The organism is Aquimarina pacifica, from assembly GCF_000520955.1.
Lineage (GTDB): Bacteria > Bacteroidota > Bacteroidia > Flavobacteriales > Flavobacteriaceae > Aquimarina > Aquimarina pacifica.
The window spans coordinates 1-16,628 of record NZ_JACC01000006.1; the positions used below are offsets into that span (position 1 = coordinate 1).

The window sequence follows — 16,628 nt, forward strand, 5'->3', positions numbered from 1 at the left end:
TGTCGCTGCAGTATCAAACTTCTCTGCTAACGGAGGGACGCAAACTAGTGCTATTACATCAAATGTAAACTGGACCGTATCAGAAAATTCAAACTGGGTATCTATTACGCCTACAAGTGGTAGTGATAACGGAACTATTTCTATTACAGCAGCAGAAAATACAAACACAACCACTAGAACTGCGACTATAACAGTAAGCGGTGGAGATATTACAACTTCATTAACCATAACTCAAGAGGGAGCTGATATAACTACTGATTGCGATACCTTTGATGCATTTGAAGTTATTCAGGCAGAGAATTTTTGTGAACAATCAGGTATACAAACGGGAGCCACAGATTCGTACATAGGTTGGGTCAATAATGATGATTGGGTACTTTATGAAAATGTAGATTTTGGATCAGGAGCAATCTCTGTACAGGCTAGCGTATCAAGTGAAACTAATGGAGGGACAATCGAAATCCGAAATGGAAGTACGTCGGGAGCTCTACTTGGTACTATAAATGTATCAAATACAGGTTCTTGGACATCTTGGGATACGGTAACTGCAGATATTTCTAATGCTAGTGGAGAACAAGATATTTATTTAGTCTTTACAGGTTCTGAATCTGGGTACTTATTTGATATTGATTGGTTTCAATTCGTAGCGTCTACTACAGAATCTTTTACTCCAGATCCAGATAAAACCTACTACATAAACTGTCCTGTTCATAACTTACGTATTGCAGCTACAGGAGAAAGTGAAGATCCCTATACAACATCAATGACTACTACTGGCGAAGATGTAGAATGGAAATTTGTTGACAAAGGAAATGGATCATGGCATATTCAACGTGCCGCAGGAGGAACCATGCCAAGAATACGTACTGATAACACGCAATATGCAGATATGCAACCAACTGGCTGGTCAGGAACATATACCTATTTTGATATAACAGACGGAGCTAGTGATGGCACTTACTTCATAACATTACCTGACGGACCTACTAATTTTAAAAGGTTGCAAGTTGACAATACGGGAACTATACTTATGGTAGAAAATACCAGAAACGGAACCTGGGAATCTTTTACATTTACAGAGGTAAATGATTCATCTGTATCGTGCACTGCGGGAACAAATCTTGCATTAAACTCTAGTATTCTTGACTATAGTGACCAACAAAATGATGAGAATGGTGTTCTAAACGCAATAGATGGATTCGATAGTAACCGTTGGTCGGCATATGGATTCCCCCAAACAATGATTATCGATTTAGAAGCTATCTATTCTATAGATCAGATTAATCTATTCCCTTATAATGAAAGAGCATATCAATTTTTGATTGAAGGGTCTTCTACTTCTTCAACTACAGATTTCGAAATTATTACCGACGCAAGCAATAATACAGAAGGTGGTGATGTAATTAACAGAAGTTTTGATGAGATATCAGTGCGCTATATTAAACTTACTATTACAGGTGCTTCTGACTATACGGGTTCATGGTCATCTGTCGAAGATTTTCAAGTACTTTGTGCAGGAGGTGAAGCCTTTCAAAAGGAAACTCTCCAAAATGAAATTAGTATCAAGCTGTATCCTAGCCCTGCAACGGATTATATAAATATTGATGTAACAGGAGAAGCAGACCAACTACAACTATACTCACTAACTGGTAAGCTGGTTCACACGGCTCCTATGCAATCTGGAAATAACCAAATAGATATTAGCAAACTGGCTAAAGGTGTATATTTTGCCTATACAAAAGGTTCATCTTCAACCGAACCTTTGGTAAAAAAGTTTGTGGTAGAATAATTAATGGATATCATTATGTCTTTGTGTAAGTTTGATATCACATAAACTTATATTGGATTTGACAAAAAAAGCCCTGTAATTGTTACAATTACAGGGCTTTTTATTGAATCTTTCTCAGATGTTACTAGTTTCGTCCTTTTTCATCAGGATATAAATCGGGTAATGAATCACTTTGCCAAAATTCTTTGGTATCTATATCAAGTAGCGTAAGCTTTCCTGTAAAAGCAGCTCCTGTATCAATATTCCAGACATTGACACCTTGCATAGGAAATTCAGATTTATAGTGTAATGTTGGCGTATGCCCAATGTAAATTTCGTTGTACATTTTTAGTCTTTTTGGATACAAAAATGAATGTTTTACTATCCTTTTATCTGCCACCATAGCCATTTCCCAGAGGGTTCTATCCCATCTATAGTTTGTAAGATACACCTCATTCTCTGGGCCTTTCATAGACGAAAACCCTGCATGAATGAATAATCTATTCTCTGAATCGACCACATAATTTTTTAATTCTCTAAAAAAGTTTAAATGCGCAGTGGTATCATAATCATTAGATAGATATGATTTTATGGTTTCGTCACCTCCGTTTCTAAACCAAGTATAATTTTCTCTTTCCCGATCTAATAACCATTCATGACACCATACATCATGATTTCCCTTAATAAAAATGCATTTTTGTTTTTTATTGAGTTCAATAAGAAAGTCTACGACCTGTGCCGATTCACTCCATCCGTCTACATAATCTCCTAAAAAAATTAAGGTGTCTTTTGGGGTTACCTCAGCTCTTTCTAATACTTGCAGTAATGCTCTAAATCCTCCATGGATATCTCCTATGACTAATGTTCTCATTTATAATTTATACATTATATCAGTTCTTAAAACATATTTTATTCCTGACAAAATAGGTTTTCCTTCATGACGCAGTGGATGACGAAATAATAACGCATCTCCCTGATTTGGTGTAACAGTAACTCCAGACTCAAAATACGTTTCTCCTCCCTCAAATCCATCATTAAGATAAATCAAAAATGACAAAAAACTACATTCTTTTTCATTTCTTTTATAACTTCCATCACGATGCATTTTAAATCGCTGACCCTCTTCATATTTGTATATTCTAAACATCTCATTCAGGCCCACCGAATTATATAATCCTATCGTATCTGGTACATGAGGTCTAATTTCTTTCCATATTTTTTCCGCTAAAATTCCATCCTTAAATAAAATTCTTTTATTATTCCGAATTCCTTTAACTAGGACTTGTCTGCCATCAATATTTACCTTTGCTTCTTCAAAAGAAACTTCTTCTCCCTTATTAATAAAATGAATACACATATCATGTGAAAGGAATTCTTTCACCAAAAATACTTCAGGATGTAATTCTATTTTTTTCATAGTACAAATTTTAAAACTCAATATATTCAGGTAAAACATGATCTGTTAGCCAAACCCCGTTTTCTGATTGAAAAAACGCTGCTCCTTGTGCATGCATTTCTCCTGATCGTACGGTAAGAATAATAGGTTTCCCTCTTCTTTCTCCAACTCGGGTGGCTGTAATTCTGTCCTCACTAAGATGTACATGATGACGGTTCATTTTCAACAATCCATTTTCTTTGATTGCACTCATAAATTTTGCCACTGTACCATGATACAAAAATGCAGGCGGTTGCTTTGCTTCATAGGCTAATTCAACCGATACCGAATGCCCTTGACTGGCTCTAATTTTGGTCATATCCTCATTGAAGGCAAAGCGTTTTTTATCATTAGTAGCAACAATCTCTTTTAATAGCTTTAAGTTTAGAGTAGGCTGATATTTCTTGATTTTATGTAATAATTCACTAACATCTACCCATCCGTTTTCATCTAATTGTATCCCTATTTTATCAGGCGTATGTCGTAGAATAAGACTTAAAAATTTGCTTATTTGGTTATTATTTGTTTTCATGATTTTCTATACTTCTTTTTAACTCTTCATTATCTGGATGCTTATATTTATCACCAAAATATGCTTTGGTGACTCTTATATTACCCACTATATGTTTGTTAAAGTCTTCTAATTCTTGGGCAGGAATCCATAATTCATTATGAATTGCACCGCCCACATTTTCAATTTTATATCTACTTAAAAAAGTAGTATCCAGATCAAACTCAAGAACAAAACCCGAATATCCAGACCCTTCATCTTCTAAATTCCATTTTGTTGCAATTTCAATAGCATATGCTTCATTCATAACGGGATAAAAAATCGGTTGCCAGACTAATCGTGGTGGAAAATATTTCCAACCAGAATCAAAAATTAATTCTAATTCTTTTAACCCAACAGGTCTATACAATCTTGTTGTCATTTCATTACTTGTTTCTGGTATATTTCATAATTCTCCCAATCGAAACAGACAAAAATTATTTCCTTAAACATACCTATCTCTTTAAAATCTTTTATAGTATTTATTGCTATTTTGGCTGCTAGTTCCTTAGGGAACCTATAAATCCCTGTACTTATATTTGGAAAAGCAATAGTCTCAACTCCATTTTCTATGGCTATTCTCAGAGAATTAACATAGCAATTTTCTAATAGTTGTTCTTTTTCCCTTCCTCCCTGATTCCAAACAGGACCAACAGTATGAATTGTGTAACGCGAAGGCAAATTCCCTGCTGTAGTAATTACCGCTTCACCAACCTTACATTTTCCTTGTTTTGATATAATTTTTCTGCAAGCCTCAAGAATTTCTTTCCCTCCTTTACGGTGAATAACCCCATCAACACCACTACCTCCCATCAATGAAGAATTCGCTGCATTAACAATGGCATCAACTTCGATAGTGGTGATATCTGCTTGGATTACTTTTAACTTCATCTTATTTTTTTTAACCAAAGTCATAAACAAAGACTTCGATACCTTTAATTAGTAATGTTTCCTCGATTATAGGTTCTATTTGATCCCATTTACCACCAGCTAACCCACAACCTATTCTAGGCATATGGATACTTGCTTCTAACTTTTGAGCCTCTAAAGCAATTGTCCTTAAACATTTCATTACCGCATCATATCGTATAGGTACTTTACCACTATCTGTAACTTTTTTTATCCCATGCTGCGCGATCATATTACCAACATAAATATCATCCGAGACCTTAATGAGCTGAGTTGCCCCTAAACCAAAATCATTTTCTTCTCTATTTCTATACCAGCTTCTATAGGCTAACTCTGGTTCAGACCATTTTCGAGAAACTGCAACGACAAATCCCTTTCCCCAACCACCGATATCATTACAGATATGGACAATAATTTTATTTCCTTCCTTTTGAGGCGAGGTGGCATCACCTTTTAAGTAATTAATCTGTTTCATTCTAGCATTAGGTATTGATTCAACTTTTCATCGTCGAACACCAAAGGTTTTTCTTTGGGGGTCATTAGGTTTTCTAAAGTATTTGATGTTACGAATTCATATTGTTCTTTTACAAACTCTGAAATATCTTCTATTTCTATAATATCATCTTTGGCATAAGATGCTATATACTCTTTTCTCAATCCTATTTGGATGGCTCTTCTTTGCAATTTTCCACCATTAGGATTGTGATCAGGGTCCCATTGTAAGCGTACATTAGATCTTTGCACATCTGCTTGCCAAGCATCATATGAATCATATAATTCTGGTCGAAAAGATGAATACACTGCATTCTGTAGATACGACTCAAAAGCTTTTCTTTTGAGATGAATTGCTAATACTACTTCTTGACCTACTTTTGTTCCCCAACCATTGCGAAACATCATCCATAAAAAATTCGGTTTGATCCATGACATTCTATCAAGGCTAAAGGCTCCACCAAAATATTGATTTTTGGCAGCAAAATGTCCAATTGCTGGTCGGTAGGACTGGTACACAACAATTTTTTCTTCATTGTATTGGGCCATGATATGATATCCTTCATGAGGCCATTCTTTTTTTTGTTCTATATATTTTTCTAATTGTAATTTCATTTTAATTTCTTTTTAACGACACTAACCAATTCATCCAAATCGGCAACTTGCGCTACTCCATATCGTTCACAAACGACATCTACATTTCCTTTTCTCCAAAAACCATCAGCACAACAGACCACTAACTTGCCGCTTTGTGCATATAACCCTAGTTCTAATAAACTTATAGGTGATTTTGAGGCTTCATCCAGATACATAATAACCATATCAACTCGCTCTAGAGCATCTAACTCCCAACCTACTTGTTTATTAATTTTGGTAGTGTCTCTTGTATCATTATAATCCAAATTAGCTCCGTTATGTACCCAAACCGGATCAATTAATGTTACTTTTTCGTCACTAAGTTTTTTAATAACACGTGTTCTCCATTTTTCTGTAACATCTGCACTTTGCACACTCCCCGCAAGGAAAACACTAAACTCTCCCGCTACCTCAACCTTATCTATTGCTGTTATGACTCTCATTATAGTACCGGTATTTGAACAACTCCTTCTTCATCTATATCTCTAAAAGAGTTCGTTGTAAAAACAGTGTCAAAGTCTTCTCCCAGAACTTCTAGCCCTTTACTAAAAATACCATGACTAACCACTAAACTTAATTTACCAGCATTTTTTTCTTTTAATGCTTTTGCCAACCCTATAAAAGTACCCCCTCCGTCGCAAATATCATCAACAATCACACAATGCTTACCTTCCAAGTCCTCTTCGTATACCCTAAAACCAGAAAGTTTTCCTGTTTTTACATCTCTCTTTTTAGAACACTCGACCACCGCGATACCTCCCAAATATTCAGAAACCTTATATATTTTCTTTAGAGCTCCGCCATCAGGAGAAATCAAAATCACCTCTTCTCCTATCGTTTCCAAACACTTTTTTACAAAATCATAGTTATTAATTACCTCAACGTTATCTAAAACAGCAGGTGTTACCTCAGAGTGCGGATCAAAAACGGTAATCTTGTTGTAGTTTTGCGCATTCAAAATATCTGCATATACCTTTACAGACAATGATTCTCCTGCAATCATCACTCTATCCTGTCTTGCAGCCGGAAAATAAGGTATAAATACATCTATAAACCGAATACCCATTCTGCGCAATGCATCTGTAGTAATTAGTAATAACCCAAAATCATTAAAGGAGTTAATACGATGAGTGATCGTTACCTCATCTCCCAGAGACTGATCAAGAATTTTTATATGCGGCTCTCCACCGTTAAAAACAAATGCTTCAAAAGCAATAGATTCTTGAAAAGGCGTAAACGATTGATCCAGATGCAAATATTTCATAATTGTGTTATTTTTACGCAAATTTAAAACACAATTTGATATCTACCAAATATTTTGCGTAAAAACCACATTAAATAGATTAAAAAAACATAATTCTGCTCAAAACAGGCATCATGATCTACTTTATGTCAAACAAGAATCCTTCTTTTAGATGCTTAAAGTATTGTTTTTTATTAAATTGGAATAGATTGGCAGGTCTCCCTCTGCCTTCGGATACTTTTTCGTCCAGTTCTTCTAGGATATTGAAGCTTAGAATTTTCTTTCTAAAATTTCGTCTATCAATCTGTTTTTCGAGAATGATCATATACAACTTTTCGAGATCCGAAAACAAAAACTTGTCATTAAGCAGGTCAAAACCAATAGGCTCATAGGTTAACTTATTCTGAAGTCTTTTTTTTGCCATTTCTAAAATGGTTTGGTGATCAAAAGCCAACTCAGGAAGCTTTTGAATATTAAACCATTCTACATCATTAGCATCTGTATCTGCCTTAATTGTATGGTGCTCTGGTTTCACCAATGCAAAATAGGTAACACTAACTACTCTATTTCTAGGGTCTCTTTTTGGAGCTCCGAATGAATATAACTGCTCCATATAATCTACCGTTACATTGGTTTCTTCTTTTAGTTCTCTTACCACAGCATCTTCTAGACTTTCGTTTTCTAGAACCAATCCTCCGGGAAGTGCCCATGAATCCTTAAATGGCGCTATATCTCTTTTGATCAACAACACATTCAGCGCTTTATCTTTGTACCCAAAGACTACAGCATCTACAGCAACTTTAATATTTTGGCGTATCATACACGCAAAATTATGAATTTACTAGACATTCTATACCACTTATTAAAAAAAAGCGCCAATACAGATTATATTGACGCTTCAGACACCTACCTATTCACAGAGAATATATCTTTCAGTTGTTTTACCATACCACCATCTCCAGAGACACTAATCTCACCGATCTTATCAGCGATTTTTTCTACATACTCCATTTCTTTAAGCTTGTAGAGCATCTCATTCTCCTCCATAAGTTTTGCTGTATTTAGCAAACTACGTGTAGAAGCTGTCTCTTCTCGACGTGTGATACTGTTAGCCTGAGCTTTCTTTTGTGCTACCAATACCTGGTTCATAATTTCTTTCATATCCCCAGGTAAGATGATATCTCTAATACCACAATTCAATACTCGTACACCTAACTTTACTACCAAATCTTTGACATTTTCTTGTACTGCCCGGGCAATACTTTCCTTTTGTTCTAATAGTTCATCTAGTGTGTAGTTTCCTACGAAAGTTCTCAGTGCTAACTGCATCGCAATGTAGAGTTGTTTTTCATAGTCTTTATTCTCCAACATTGCTTTCTCGATATCCACAACCTTGTATTGTGTATCGAAATTGATACGCACAGCGGCTTTATCTTTGGTCAATAACTCTTGACCGGCAATTTCTAATTGCAACTGACGCAAATCTACCTTGGCAATTTTGATTGAAGTATCATTTTTCCAGAAACGATATACCCCACTCTCTAATGTCTTAGTATAAACATCATCCACAAGCAATACTGCCTTTTCGTATGCTGCTACCTCAAAAACTCTGATATATTTATTCAATGCATAATTGCTAAATAACGATTTATCAATCTTCTCGGTAATATAGATTTTGCTAAGGTCTACTTTGGTAAATTCATATGTAAAAACCTCTTTCCATAAGGTATACCTACCAGCACTAAATACGCTTTTGAAAATGCCATTCTCATGTACCAATACGATTTCATTATCCTTTACCTCGACCACATGTAGCATAGCCTCTAACTCCTGATCCTGTAGTAAGAACTCCAAGGCTATTGGTGCTGCAAAAGGCTGTGTAAGATCATATTGAATTACATTTTCATTAAATCCTAACCAATGGATTCCTTTAGTGATTACCCTACTGTAATCTCCTTTCTTGAAAACCAAACCTACTTTTCCCGCATTAATTCTTACTCGTTTCATTTTTTTCATTTTTAAATTAACTATTCAACAAATGACAATTCCTCTAACAGAAATCTTGTCAACTTTAATCAAGAACCACGGGTATAGTTCTTTTATAAAGTATATTTTTTGGGCGTGTCCTACGCTACACTTCGGTCGGGCTATCCGTTTTTACTCCTCGTAGTGCATACTTCGACAAGCTCAGTATTACACCACTGTGGGGTAACCACTACTATCCCTCACGCAAATTCATTCTTTTTATAAAAAACAGTGATGATTAATCATCCTTTTTATACGGAAATACAGGTGTGTTAGTATATCCATAATCCGTTTTAAGAAAGGGGTATAGACCTGTATTTGGTAGCTTACGCTTACTAATTACACTATCTACTACGCTATTCAGAAAAGGAATTATTTCTCATGCTAAGCATTCCAGTATTTCAAGGTACCATCCAGATTGTTTTACAGCTACTTATGCTGACAACCGATCTACCATCACCATTTTTTGTCATGTTTAACAGCGTGACAGGCTGGAGATCCGTTTTATAAGATGATCAGCTTACTAAAAATGGATTTTGAGTCCATATCCTACATTATGAGTGTAGTGCTCTACCAAACTGAGCTACAAAGCTTAAAAATGGTTGCTTTGACAGGATTCGAACCTGCGCTTCTAAACGTCTGTCGTTCTATCCACTAAACTATCCTGAAGTTATCAGGAGTGGGATTCGAACCCACGATTACAGATCCGGTGATTATTTTTTGGAAAATAACCAAAACCTTCAAGTCAAGTTGCATATAAGCTAGTGATACAAAACTGCAACCTCTTATACAATGGTGTTATACAGAAACACACAACAAGACTTGCTTGATATTTTTAAGAACTTGAATTTTGTACCAATCATCTACTAAATATTCTTACATTTCTTTTTTTCATTGCCAAAAAAAGAAACAAAAAAGTCTAGGCTTACAAAACCTTGTCTAAATTTATAGTTCAACACCTAAATTTTAGAAACTCGCTATCGCTCAAACAGTCTAAAATTTCACGGTATTTTCACTTCAAATTTTACGACAAACTTTTGATATGCCGAAAAATGACAAAACTCAATATAGGCGTTCGGGATCTCTAGAATTTACTCCCTAACTTATTCTAGTATTTTCTTCGGAAAAGTATCTAGTATTTTTTCTTCTCCCTCAATGTCAAAAATACTTACACAACATCCACATCCCAGTTCTTCAGAAACAAAAACTAAATCACTTCTATTCTTCTCTATCCAATCGTATAAAATACTTTGATTATCACCCTCTGCAACAACTATAAACTGCCTTTTATTTATCATATTTTTCTTTATCAAAACCCTACTACATCCCGATCTGGTAGCAGGGCACTACAACAACCCTCTGCGTATTTCCCCAACACACATGAAAAGTTTGTTTTTGTAAACATTTATCCTGTGTTGCTTTCCAATCACAGTACAAAGGTGAAATCACACTACGCAATTATTTTGCGTAGATAAAATTTTACTTATAAAAAGTTCGATGCCTATCATTTTTACTTTTTACTCCCTTGGTTTCTTCTGGATACAGTGCCCCAGTCATTGCATTAATGTATTTTGAAGCCCACTTTAGTACTATCTTAGTAATAAAAGGCTTCTTTTTTGCAATTTTTCTTTCGGTACTAGTTACGTGAGTTTTCATAATACGTAGATGAATTGATTAATTAATTTAGTTTTGATGTATTAGCAGAAATAGCAAGACTCGAACTCGCATCTTTGGGACCGTACCCCAATGTTCTATCCTTATCCGATGTATACAATAGAAAATCTATTACGTCTTTAAACCACTGCAAAGGCTATCGCCTTGCTATATTTTTTAATTTAACCGTAGTGATGCTACGCTTAAATCAATAAAATAGTAGCCTTTATTGTGTTTTAAATCCTCATAACGAAGTTCTATTACATACTCCGAATTGAACTATATTTCTTTGATTTTATAATTGTGGTACTGATCCCGCCTAAGCGGGATCAACATCCGAGAGACAGTCGGATATTTCAGTACCTTTTTATTAGTAATATTACCTTACAGATTTGGTGGGAGTTATAGGATTCGAACCTATTCAGCTTTCGCAACAGATTTACAGTCTACCTCGGCTCTCCAACTCCGACGAACTCCCATTATTGAGACAAGGACAGGGATCGAACCTGCAAATAATGGTGTTGCAGACCATTGCCTTAACCATTCAGCCACCTTGTCATTGAGATACCGGTAGGACTCGAACCTACATCTTGAGAGTTAACAGCTCCCAGCTCTACCGTTAACCCGGATTATGCAATAGAAAATCTATAATGTCCTTAAATCATTTCAAATACCGTCGCTTCGCTATATTTTTTAATTTAACCGTAGCGGTGCTACGCTAAAATCAAGAAAACATCGGTTTTTATTGCGCTTTAAGGCCTCATTACGAAGTTCTATTACATAACCCGGGTTTGAGCTACGGCATCTTTTTCTTTATACTTCTGATCCGAAACGGATAAAAAATTATTCCTTTTTGATCTTATATAAAGTGATGTTAGTTTTCAATATGTCAATGAACTATAGGCATAAAAAAAGACGCCTTGTTCGGGCGTCTTCATATATTTTTCGAGATTTGGATAAGCTATTTTCTTATCCTCTTCTTTACTATACAATAGACGCCCTGTTTATTCTCCACAGTACAATATGCTCTTTGTTTGCTAAAGAGGCGGGTAATTATATGTGCTGAAGTATTAGGTATCATTTGTATTTATTTTTGTTTATACTATTTCTATTTTTTTATTAAAGTAATCCAGATTTTTTTGTTTTGATTACGGTGCAAAGATCAGATCATTTTTTTTAAAACACAAATATTTTTATAATTAATTAATTGATAATCAGTTACTTATTTTTAAATTTAAAATATAGAATCCCTGTCCGTCTCTCAACAGATTTTGGATATTTTGGCAATAGACTGTCTCTCTGATGCTTACTTTCCAAGTACTACTTTTTATGTTTTTAATTAATTTCTAATCATATATTAAAAAAAATTCCGATTTTATTTCATTTGTTAGTGTTCTGTACTATCATTTGTTGTTTTTAAAAGTATTTGAGGTCACTTATTTCAATTATGAGTCAAAAAAATCCACAAAAAAAAGCGTCCAATTTCTTGGACGCTTTTCGTATATCTGGTTTTCTATTTTAAATCACTTTATCAAATGTTTAAAAAAATAGCTATACAACGCCCTTTTCGTCTAAAGACTTTAATCGTCTTACGATAGTCAGACTGACAATTCAGTAGTCCTTCTGTTACGGTATGTATTCTATTTGTTCTCATTTTGTTATACAAATATTTATTATTTATGGGCTAACTTCCAAATTTATTTTCAAAATATTTTTATTATACCGAAGTTTCACCTAAAACTAATCATCTAATTCTTTTTACTTTGCTCAATTAATTTGTCATTTTTCCAAACCCCCTGGGTCATTATATTTTTGTCCTTACCATAAAATGTTCCTTCGCCATTTCGTTGGTCATCTTTCCACTGGCCTGTATACTTTTCTCCATTGGGCCAAAAATAGGTTCCTTGACCAGTACGCCTATCGTTTTGATATTGTCCGACATAATACTCTCCATCGGTCCAGTAAAATGATCCATCACCATGTCTTAGATTTTCTTTCCACTCACCTTCATAACGACTTCCGGTATCAAAAAAAGCAATGCCATATCCATTGGCTTTATCGTTTCTTACCTGACCTACATAATGTACTTTATGTCGTTTTCTATTCGTAAATGTGAGGTATTCTCCGTACGATTTCTTCTGTTGCTGCTTTTTTACTCTATTAAGTTGTGCTTTTACTTTTTCTAGAGCAAAATGTAATGAATCATACTTGCGAACCTCACCCTTAGTAGTTGCTATTTTTACAGTACTGGTATCTGCTACTTTTTGTTCTATTGATATTGAGTCATCAGGATGTATACCTTTACTAAGTTGTATAAACTGTTTTGCCAGTTCAATGCGAAGTTTAATATATGTATTATCATCATCAACAATAGTCTTAAGTTGTTGTTTATACTCCTGTAAAGCAGTTTTATATCGCCCTTTTAGAAGCAACGAATCTATTTGAAGTAGCTCATTTTGAGAAGCCAAATTACTAGAAACCAATGCTTCTTTTGCTTGTGTCTCTCTTAATTGTTTTTTTAATTTTTGCTCCCGAAACTTACTACCTATCCCAACTACAAGTACTGTTAACAATAAGCCATACAAAACAACATTGGTCTTTTTTATTTTCATATTTAGCAACTTATATTATTGTTCTAAATTACACACTAATCATCTAAATGAATAGCAGGAAGTTTATTTTTTACTTTTCTGAAATCCGGTGAAAAATATACGTGAAACCTTGCTGTCCAGTTCTGTTTGTATACGGTACCATCACTTAAGTCTTGTCCTTGAGAATACATAATCCCTGTGGCTAATGTTACTCTGGGGGTGAGAATATATCCAAAAGAAGCATGTAATCTTAGGTCTTCAAATGGGCTACCTACCACAGGTTTTCCACTTTGCATGATCAATTCGGCTTCTGGTGAAATGTAAAAGGTCTTAGGTGCTAATTTATGAGAATTGACAGGGATTTTAGCTTTAAACATATATCGCCAACGATTTCGGAAGTCATAGTCACTATCTTCAGCAAAATCTTGAGTCCAACGATGTTCGATACGGATACGATGATAGAACATCATAGTAGACAGTGGCATCGCAAACATATACTGATGCCAAATTCGCCATTCGGGAACCAAATTTCGATCTACTGATTCGGGATCTGTATTAAAATTAAGTCGTAGTACACCTCCTAAACTAAAGTTGAACTTTTTAGAGTAAATATATCCTATAGCGTGTCGATTATAGACTTGTGCTACTTGACCAACAAAGGGAGTATCCTCGGTCTCCTGAAATCTAAAATGTGTCTGGGCAACCCAAAATAAGCGTTTTGAAATCCTTATATTTCCGTAGGTGTTGATCCACACCTTTGTTACTGGATCTTTAAATTTGGATTCTAGAGGCGCTTCATCGGCCTGAGCTTGTATAAAACAAATAGGACAGATCCAAAGCACAATAAAAACCAGGTATTTCCAGTAGTTTTTTATCATCTGTTATTTCTCTTTGTTTTTATCATAAATCTGAAAACGTTGCAGAAGCACTTGGGGGTCGTTCTCTTTTTTAAGTTTTCGCTCTAGCTTTTTGGTATCTTCCGTTCTCATTTCTAACATTCGTTGATGGGTCTTGTTTACCAAATCAATCCATTGGGCTGTATCTTCACAACTTAATCCTTCCTCTATTTCCTTAAGAAAATAGGGTATCAAAACACTCGCATAGGCCTCTGTAATGCGTTTCTTGACAGTTTCATTCATTATGGTAGCTGTAAACGGATTCCAAACAGCATCGACATATTTTTGTTGTATCTCGTTTTGTTGTCCGGGGAGCTTTACAATGGTATCTCCTATCTGATCTAATGCATCGAAACAATTAACCAGCTCACGCGCATATGTTAATTTTGCATCTACATTTTCTATAGCAGAATATTGACTGAGTTTATCTGCGGCATTCTCTCTAATATTTTGAAGTGTTTTTACATATACCTTAGGAATCGTATCTGTTTGAAAAGATGTTTCTAATTCTTCTAAATACTGAAGTTGAGCAATCATCTTTTCTTCTAAGTCAATGGCTTCTTGCTTCCGTTTTTGCTTGTTTATTTTTTTAAGAAGTATCTTCTGAACGGAATCTAAATACCTAAAAGTTTGGTTCGCGAGCTCTTCTGTACTGATAAGTGAATTTGTATTTTTTCCTTTATTTTGTGTGACCCATTGATTTTTGCGTACCTGCTGAATTGTGGGAACACCCGTTGACCAAGCCTTTTGGATCAGCTCACCCCTTGTAATATACTGAATAACAGAATCTTTATAGCATTGAACAATCTGTTCGATAGGATTAAGAATTTTTTCTGAAACAGCACTTACAGATTCTTCTAGCGCTCGTACATTATCATCTGACAGTTTCAAGATAGTTAGCTGCGTATCACCCAACAACGAACTAGTAATTTTTCTAGATTTCTTATATGCATTTTCTATGGATACCAGACTACTTGTTTCTGAAGCTTCTAAAGGGAAAAAAGGAACTTTTACCTTAAATTCAGGTGAAAACGAAGATGTGGTACTAAGTGTTGACAAAATACGATCAATACTTTGGTAATATCGATCGTTTTGATCAAGTAAATCTAAAATACCGCTTTGTGTTATCCTAGAAATATCATCACTTTTCAATTTAAGCTTTAAGATATTTAGATATGCCTTATCAAGTAAAATTATTTTGGTTTTCCCTGTTAGTTCAGGGTATATTTTAATAACATCAATATTACCTCTTGATTGTATTTGGATACGTTGTAATACACCTTCCTTAAAACTCCAGGATTCTGCCTCACCTATTTCATTATCTGAATATAAAGTCCAGTCATCATGTGCCACTCCATTTCTTAAGAACCTGCCGACTAATTCTTGTTGTTCATCCTCAATCCTAAAACTACGCTGAGGGATTCCATTCTCAAAATCAATAACACTTTTAAAAGTGACCTTATCGATCTCTGAATCTTTTATCTCTTGTGCACTACAGGTCCAAGTACCATGGGGTTTTCCTTTTTCTATATTTCCTTGGGCAGTTCGTTGTACCCCACTTACATTTACAACGTATTGATATCCTTCTACCTTACTTTTACGATCGGATTGAAATGAATTAAATCGAAACGCCCAAACACCACTGGGATAGTCGTTCTTGAAATTTCCCTTAATAGAAAAAGAAGTATCTTCCTTTTCTAATAAAGCTTCGATATCAGTACTTTGGAACCGAAATGAACCGTTGAGAATAGTATCGCCGTCTATAACACTATATTCATAATTGGCGTCGCCGATTAGTTTACCAACTTGTAGTGAACCACTATAATCAAGTTGATCTTGACTAAAAAGCACTAAAGGAAGATTTAAAAAAATTCCTAAAATCCAGATATATGGTAGATTTTTATGGTTCATAATTATACTCGTTCAAACATAGTAACACTTTTTGAAACGATTTATTATTGGGTACAAAAAGACTATAAAATTTGACCTAACAAGCTGCCACGCTAATTTACACACTTTATCCTAAGTTACAAATTATAGGAATACCCCAGATTATAAGTGTATTAGGGTTTATTTATACACTATACATTTTTGATGGTGATTTAAAAAAAAGCGTTGCGTAGACGCTAGAATTTAATGTAATTTTTAAATTCGATTTCTTTACGTATTGTAATTCGTGTACTGCTACATTTTCAAAACAAAAACCAAATCAATATTTTTTTATTCTTTCTTGTGCTTTTTACTTAAGGTAACCACACCAACCGACCAAACTTTATCAACTTAGTGGTTTATTATATTAAACTCATCTCGACTTTTTATAATTTCCTGCAAAATGATCTTTTTCACCTATATTTTACCTTTTTATCACTCCTTAGTGCTGCTATGAAATTCAAAAAAACCTTTATCTAAATAAAAAAACCTACGTTTTCG

Annotated in this window: 18 protein-coding genes and 3 tRNA genes; 1 reads left to right on the forward strand and 20 read right to left on the reverse strand. The window is 34.7% G+C overall.

Going from position 1 to position 16,628, the window contains the following annotated elements; translation table 11 throughout:
- The coding region (locus DZ60_RS22420; RefSeq protein WP_034228613.1) for a carbohydrate-binding protein at positions 1-1,789 on the forward strand (1,789 nt) is incomplete at its 5' end.
- 124 nt (positions 1,790-1,913) lie between these two features.
- On the opposite strand, the gene DZ60_RS0103535 is transcribed toward DZ60_RS22420, so the two are convergent.
- From DZ60_RS0103535 to DZ60_RS0103620, 20 genes are all read right to left on the reverse strand, one after another.
- The gene (locus DZ60_RS0103535; RefSeq protein ID WP_025740540.1) at positions 1,914-2,639 is read right to left on the reverse strand and encodes a metallophosphoesterase family protein; all 726 of its coding nucleotides are present in this window, start codon (positions 2,637-2,639) and stop codon (positions 1,914-1,916) included.
- Positions 2,640-3,185 carry a 2OG-Fe(II) oxygenase gene (locus tag DZ60_RS0103540; RefSeq protein ID WP_025740542.1) on the reverse strand — a complete coding sequence of 182 codons (546 nt, stop codon included), beginning with the start codon at positions 3,183-3,185 and terminating at the stop codon, positions 2,640-2,642.
- Positions 3,186-3,195: 10 nt separating this feature from the next.
- Positions 3,196-3,735: an RNA 2'-phosphotransferase gene (locus DZ60_RS0103545; protein ID WP_025740543.1), complete on the reverse strand. Its 540-nt coding sequence runs from the start codon at positions 3,733-3,735 to the stop codon at positions 3,196-3,198.
- A complete protein-coding gene (locus DZ60_RS0103550) occupies positions 3,722-4,135 on the reverse strand; it encodes a hypothetical protein (RefSeq protein WP_025740544.1) in 414 nt (137 codons plus the stop codon). The genes DZ60_RS0103545 and DZ60_RS0103550 overlap by 14 nt, the downstream gene beginning before the upstream one ends.
- Positions 4,132-4,644, reverse strand: coding sequence for an O-acetyl-ADP-ribose deacetylase (locus tag DZ60_RS0103555; protein ID WP_025740546.1), 513 nt, complete (start codon positions 4,642-4,644; stop codon positions 4,132-4,134). The genes DZ60_RS0103550 and DZ60_RS0103555 overlap by 4 nt, the downstream gene beginning before the upstream one ends.
- Before the next feature lie 10 nt (positions 4,645-4,654).
- Positions 4,655-5,137: a macro domain-containing protein gene (locus DZ60_RS0103560; RefSeq protein ID WP_025740548.1), complete on the reverse strand. Its 483-nt coding sequence runs from the start codon at positions 5,135-5,137 to the stop codon at positions 4,655-4,657.
- Entirely contained in the window at positions 5,134-5,769 is a 636-nt protein-coding gene (locus DZ60_RS0103565) for a DUF4291 domain-containing protein (protein ID WP_025740549.1), read from the reverse strand. The genes DZ60_RS0103560 and DZ60_RS0103565 overlap by 4 nt, the downstream gene beginning before the upstream one ends.
- The gene (locus DZ60_RS0103570; protein WP_025740550.1) at positions 5,766-6,233 is read right to left on the reverse strand and encodes a nucleoside 2-deoxyribosyltransferase domain-containing protein; all 468 of its coding nucleotides are present in this window, start codon (positions 6,231-6,233) and stop codon (positions 5,766-5,768) included. Before DZ60_RS0103570 ends, DZ60_RS0103565 begins: the two co-directional genes overlap by 4 nt.
- Positions 6,233-7,054, reverse strand: a complete 822-nt coding sequence (prs, locus tag DZ60_RS0103575; RefSeq protein ID WP_025740552.1) for a ribose-phosphate diphosphokinase — start codon at positions 7,052-7,054, stop codon at positions 6,233-6,235. Before prs ends, DZ60_RS0103570 begins: the two co-directional genes overlap by 1 nt.
- Positions 7,055-7,172: 118 nt before the next feature.
- Entirely contained in the window at positions 7,173-7,853 is a 681-nt protein-coding gene (locus DZ60_RS0103580) for an NUDIX hydrolase (RefSeq protein WP_034228616.1), read from the reverse strand.
- Between the two features lie 86 nt (positions 7,854-7,939).
- Positions 7,940-9,040, reverse strand: coding sequence for a slipin family protein (locus DZ60_RS0103585; protein ID WP_025740556.1), 1,101 nt, complete (start codon positions 9,038-9,040; stop codon positions 7,940-7,942).
- Between the two features lie 534 nt (positions 9,041-9,574).
- Positions 9,575-9,651 (reverse strand) — tRNA-Met (locus DZ60_RS24820).
- A gap of 510 nt (positions 9,652-10,161) precedes the next feature.
- Entirely contained in the window at positions 10,162-10,356 is a 195-nt protein-coding gene (locus DZ60_RS0103590) for a hypothetical protein (RefSeq protein ID WP_025740557.1), read from the reverse strand.
- Positions 10,357-10,537: 181 nt separating this feature from the next.
- Complete coding sequence (locus DZ60_RS25065; protein WP_161634365.1) at positions 10,538-10,714, reverse strand: hypothetical protein; 177 nt, start codon at positions 10,712-10,714, stop codon at positions 10,538-10,540.
- A gap of 22 nt (positions 10,715-10,736) precedes the next feature.
- Positions 10,737-10,865 carry a hypothetical protein gene (locus tag DZ60_RS25660; RefSeq protein ID WP_262482369.1) on the reverse strand — a complete coding sequence of 43 codons (129 nt, stop codon included), beginning with the start codon at positions 10,863-10,865 and terminating at the stop codon, positions 10,737-10,739.
- 239 nt (positions 10,866-11,104) lie between these two features.
- A tRNA-Tyr gene (locus DZ60_RS0103600) sits at positions 11,105-11,189 on the reverse strand.
- Between the two features lie 7 nt (positions 11,190-11,196).
- Positions 11,197-11,269 (reverse strand) — tRNA-Cys (locus DZ60_RS0103605).
- A gap of 1,190 nt (positions 11,270-12,459) precedes the next feature.
- Complete coding sequence (locus DZ60_RS23995) at positions 12,460-13,323, reverse strand: MORN repeat-containing protein (RefSeq protein ID WP_025740558.1); 864 nt, start codon at positions 13,321-13,323, stop codon at positions 12,460-12,462.
- A 35-nt stretch (positions 13,324-13,358) separates the two neighbouring features.
- On the reverse strand, positions 13,359-14,180 hold the full coding sequence (locus tag DZ60_RS0103615; protein WP_025740559.1) for a DUF2490 domain-containing protein: 822 nt from the start codon (positions 14,178-14,180) through the stop codon (positions 13,359-13,361).
- Positions 14,181-14,183: 3 nt separating this feature from the next.
- Complete coding sequence (locus DZ60_RS0103620) at positions 14,184-16,109, reverse strand: hypothetical protein (RefSeq protein WP_025740561.1); 1,926 nt, start codon at positions 16,107-16,109, stop codon at positions 14,184-14,186.
- Positions 16,110-16,628: the final 519 nt, after the last annotated feature.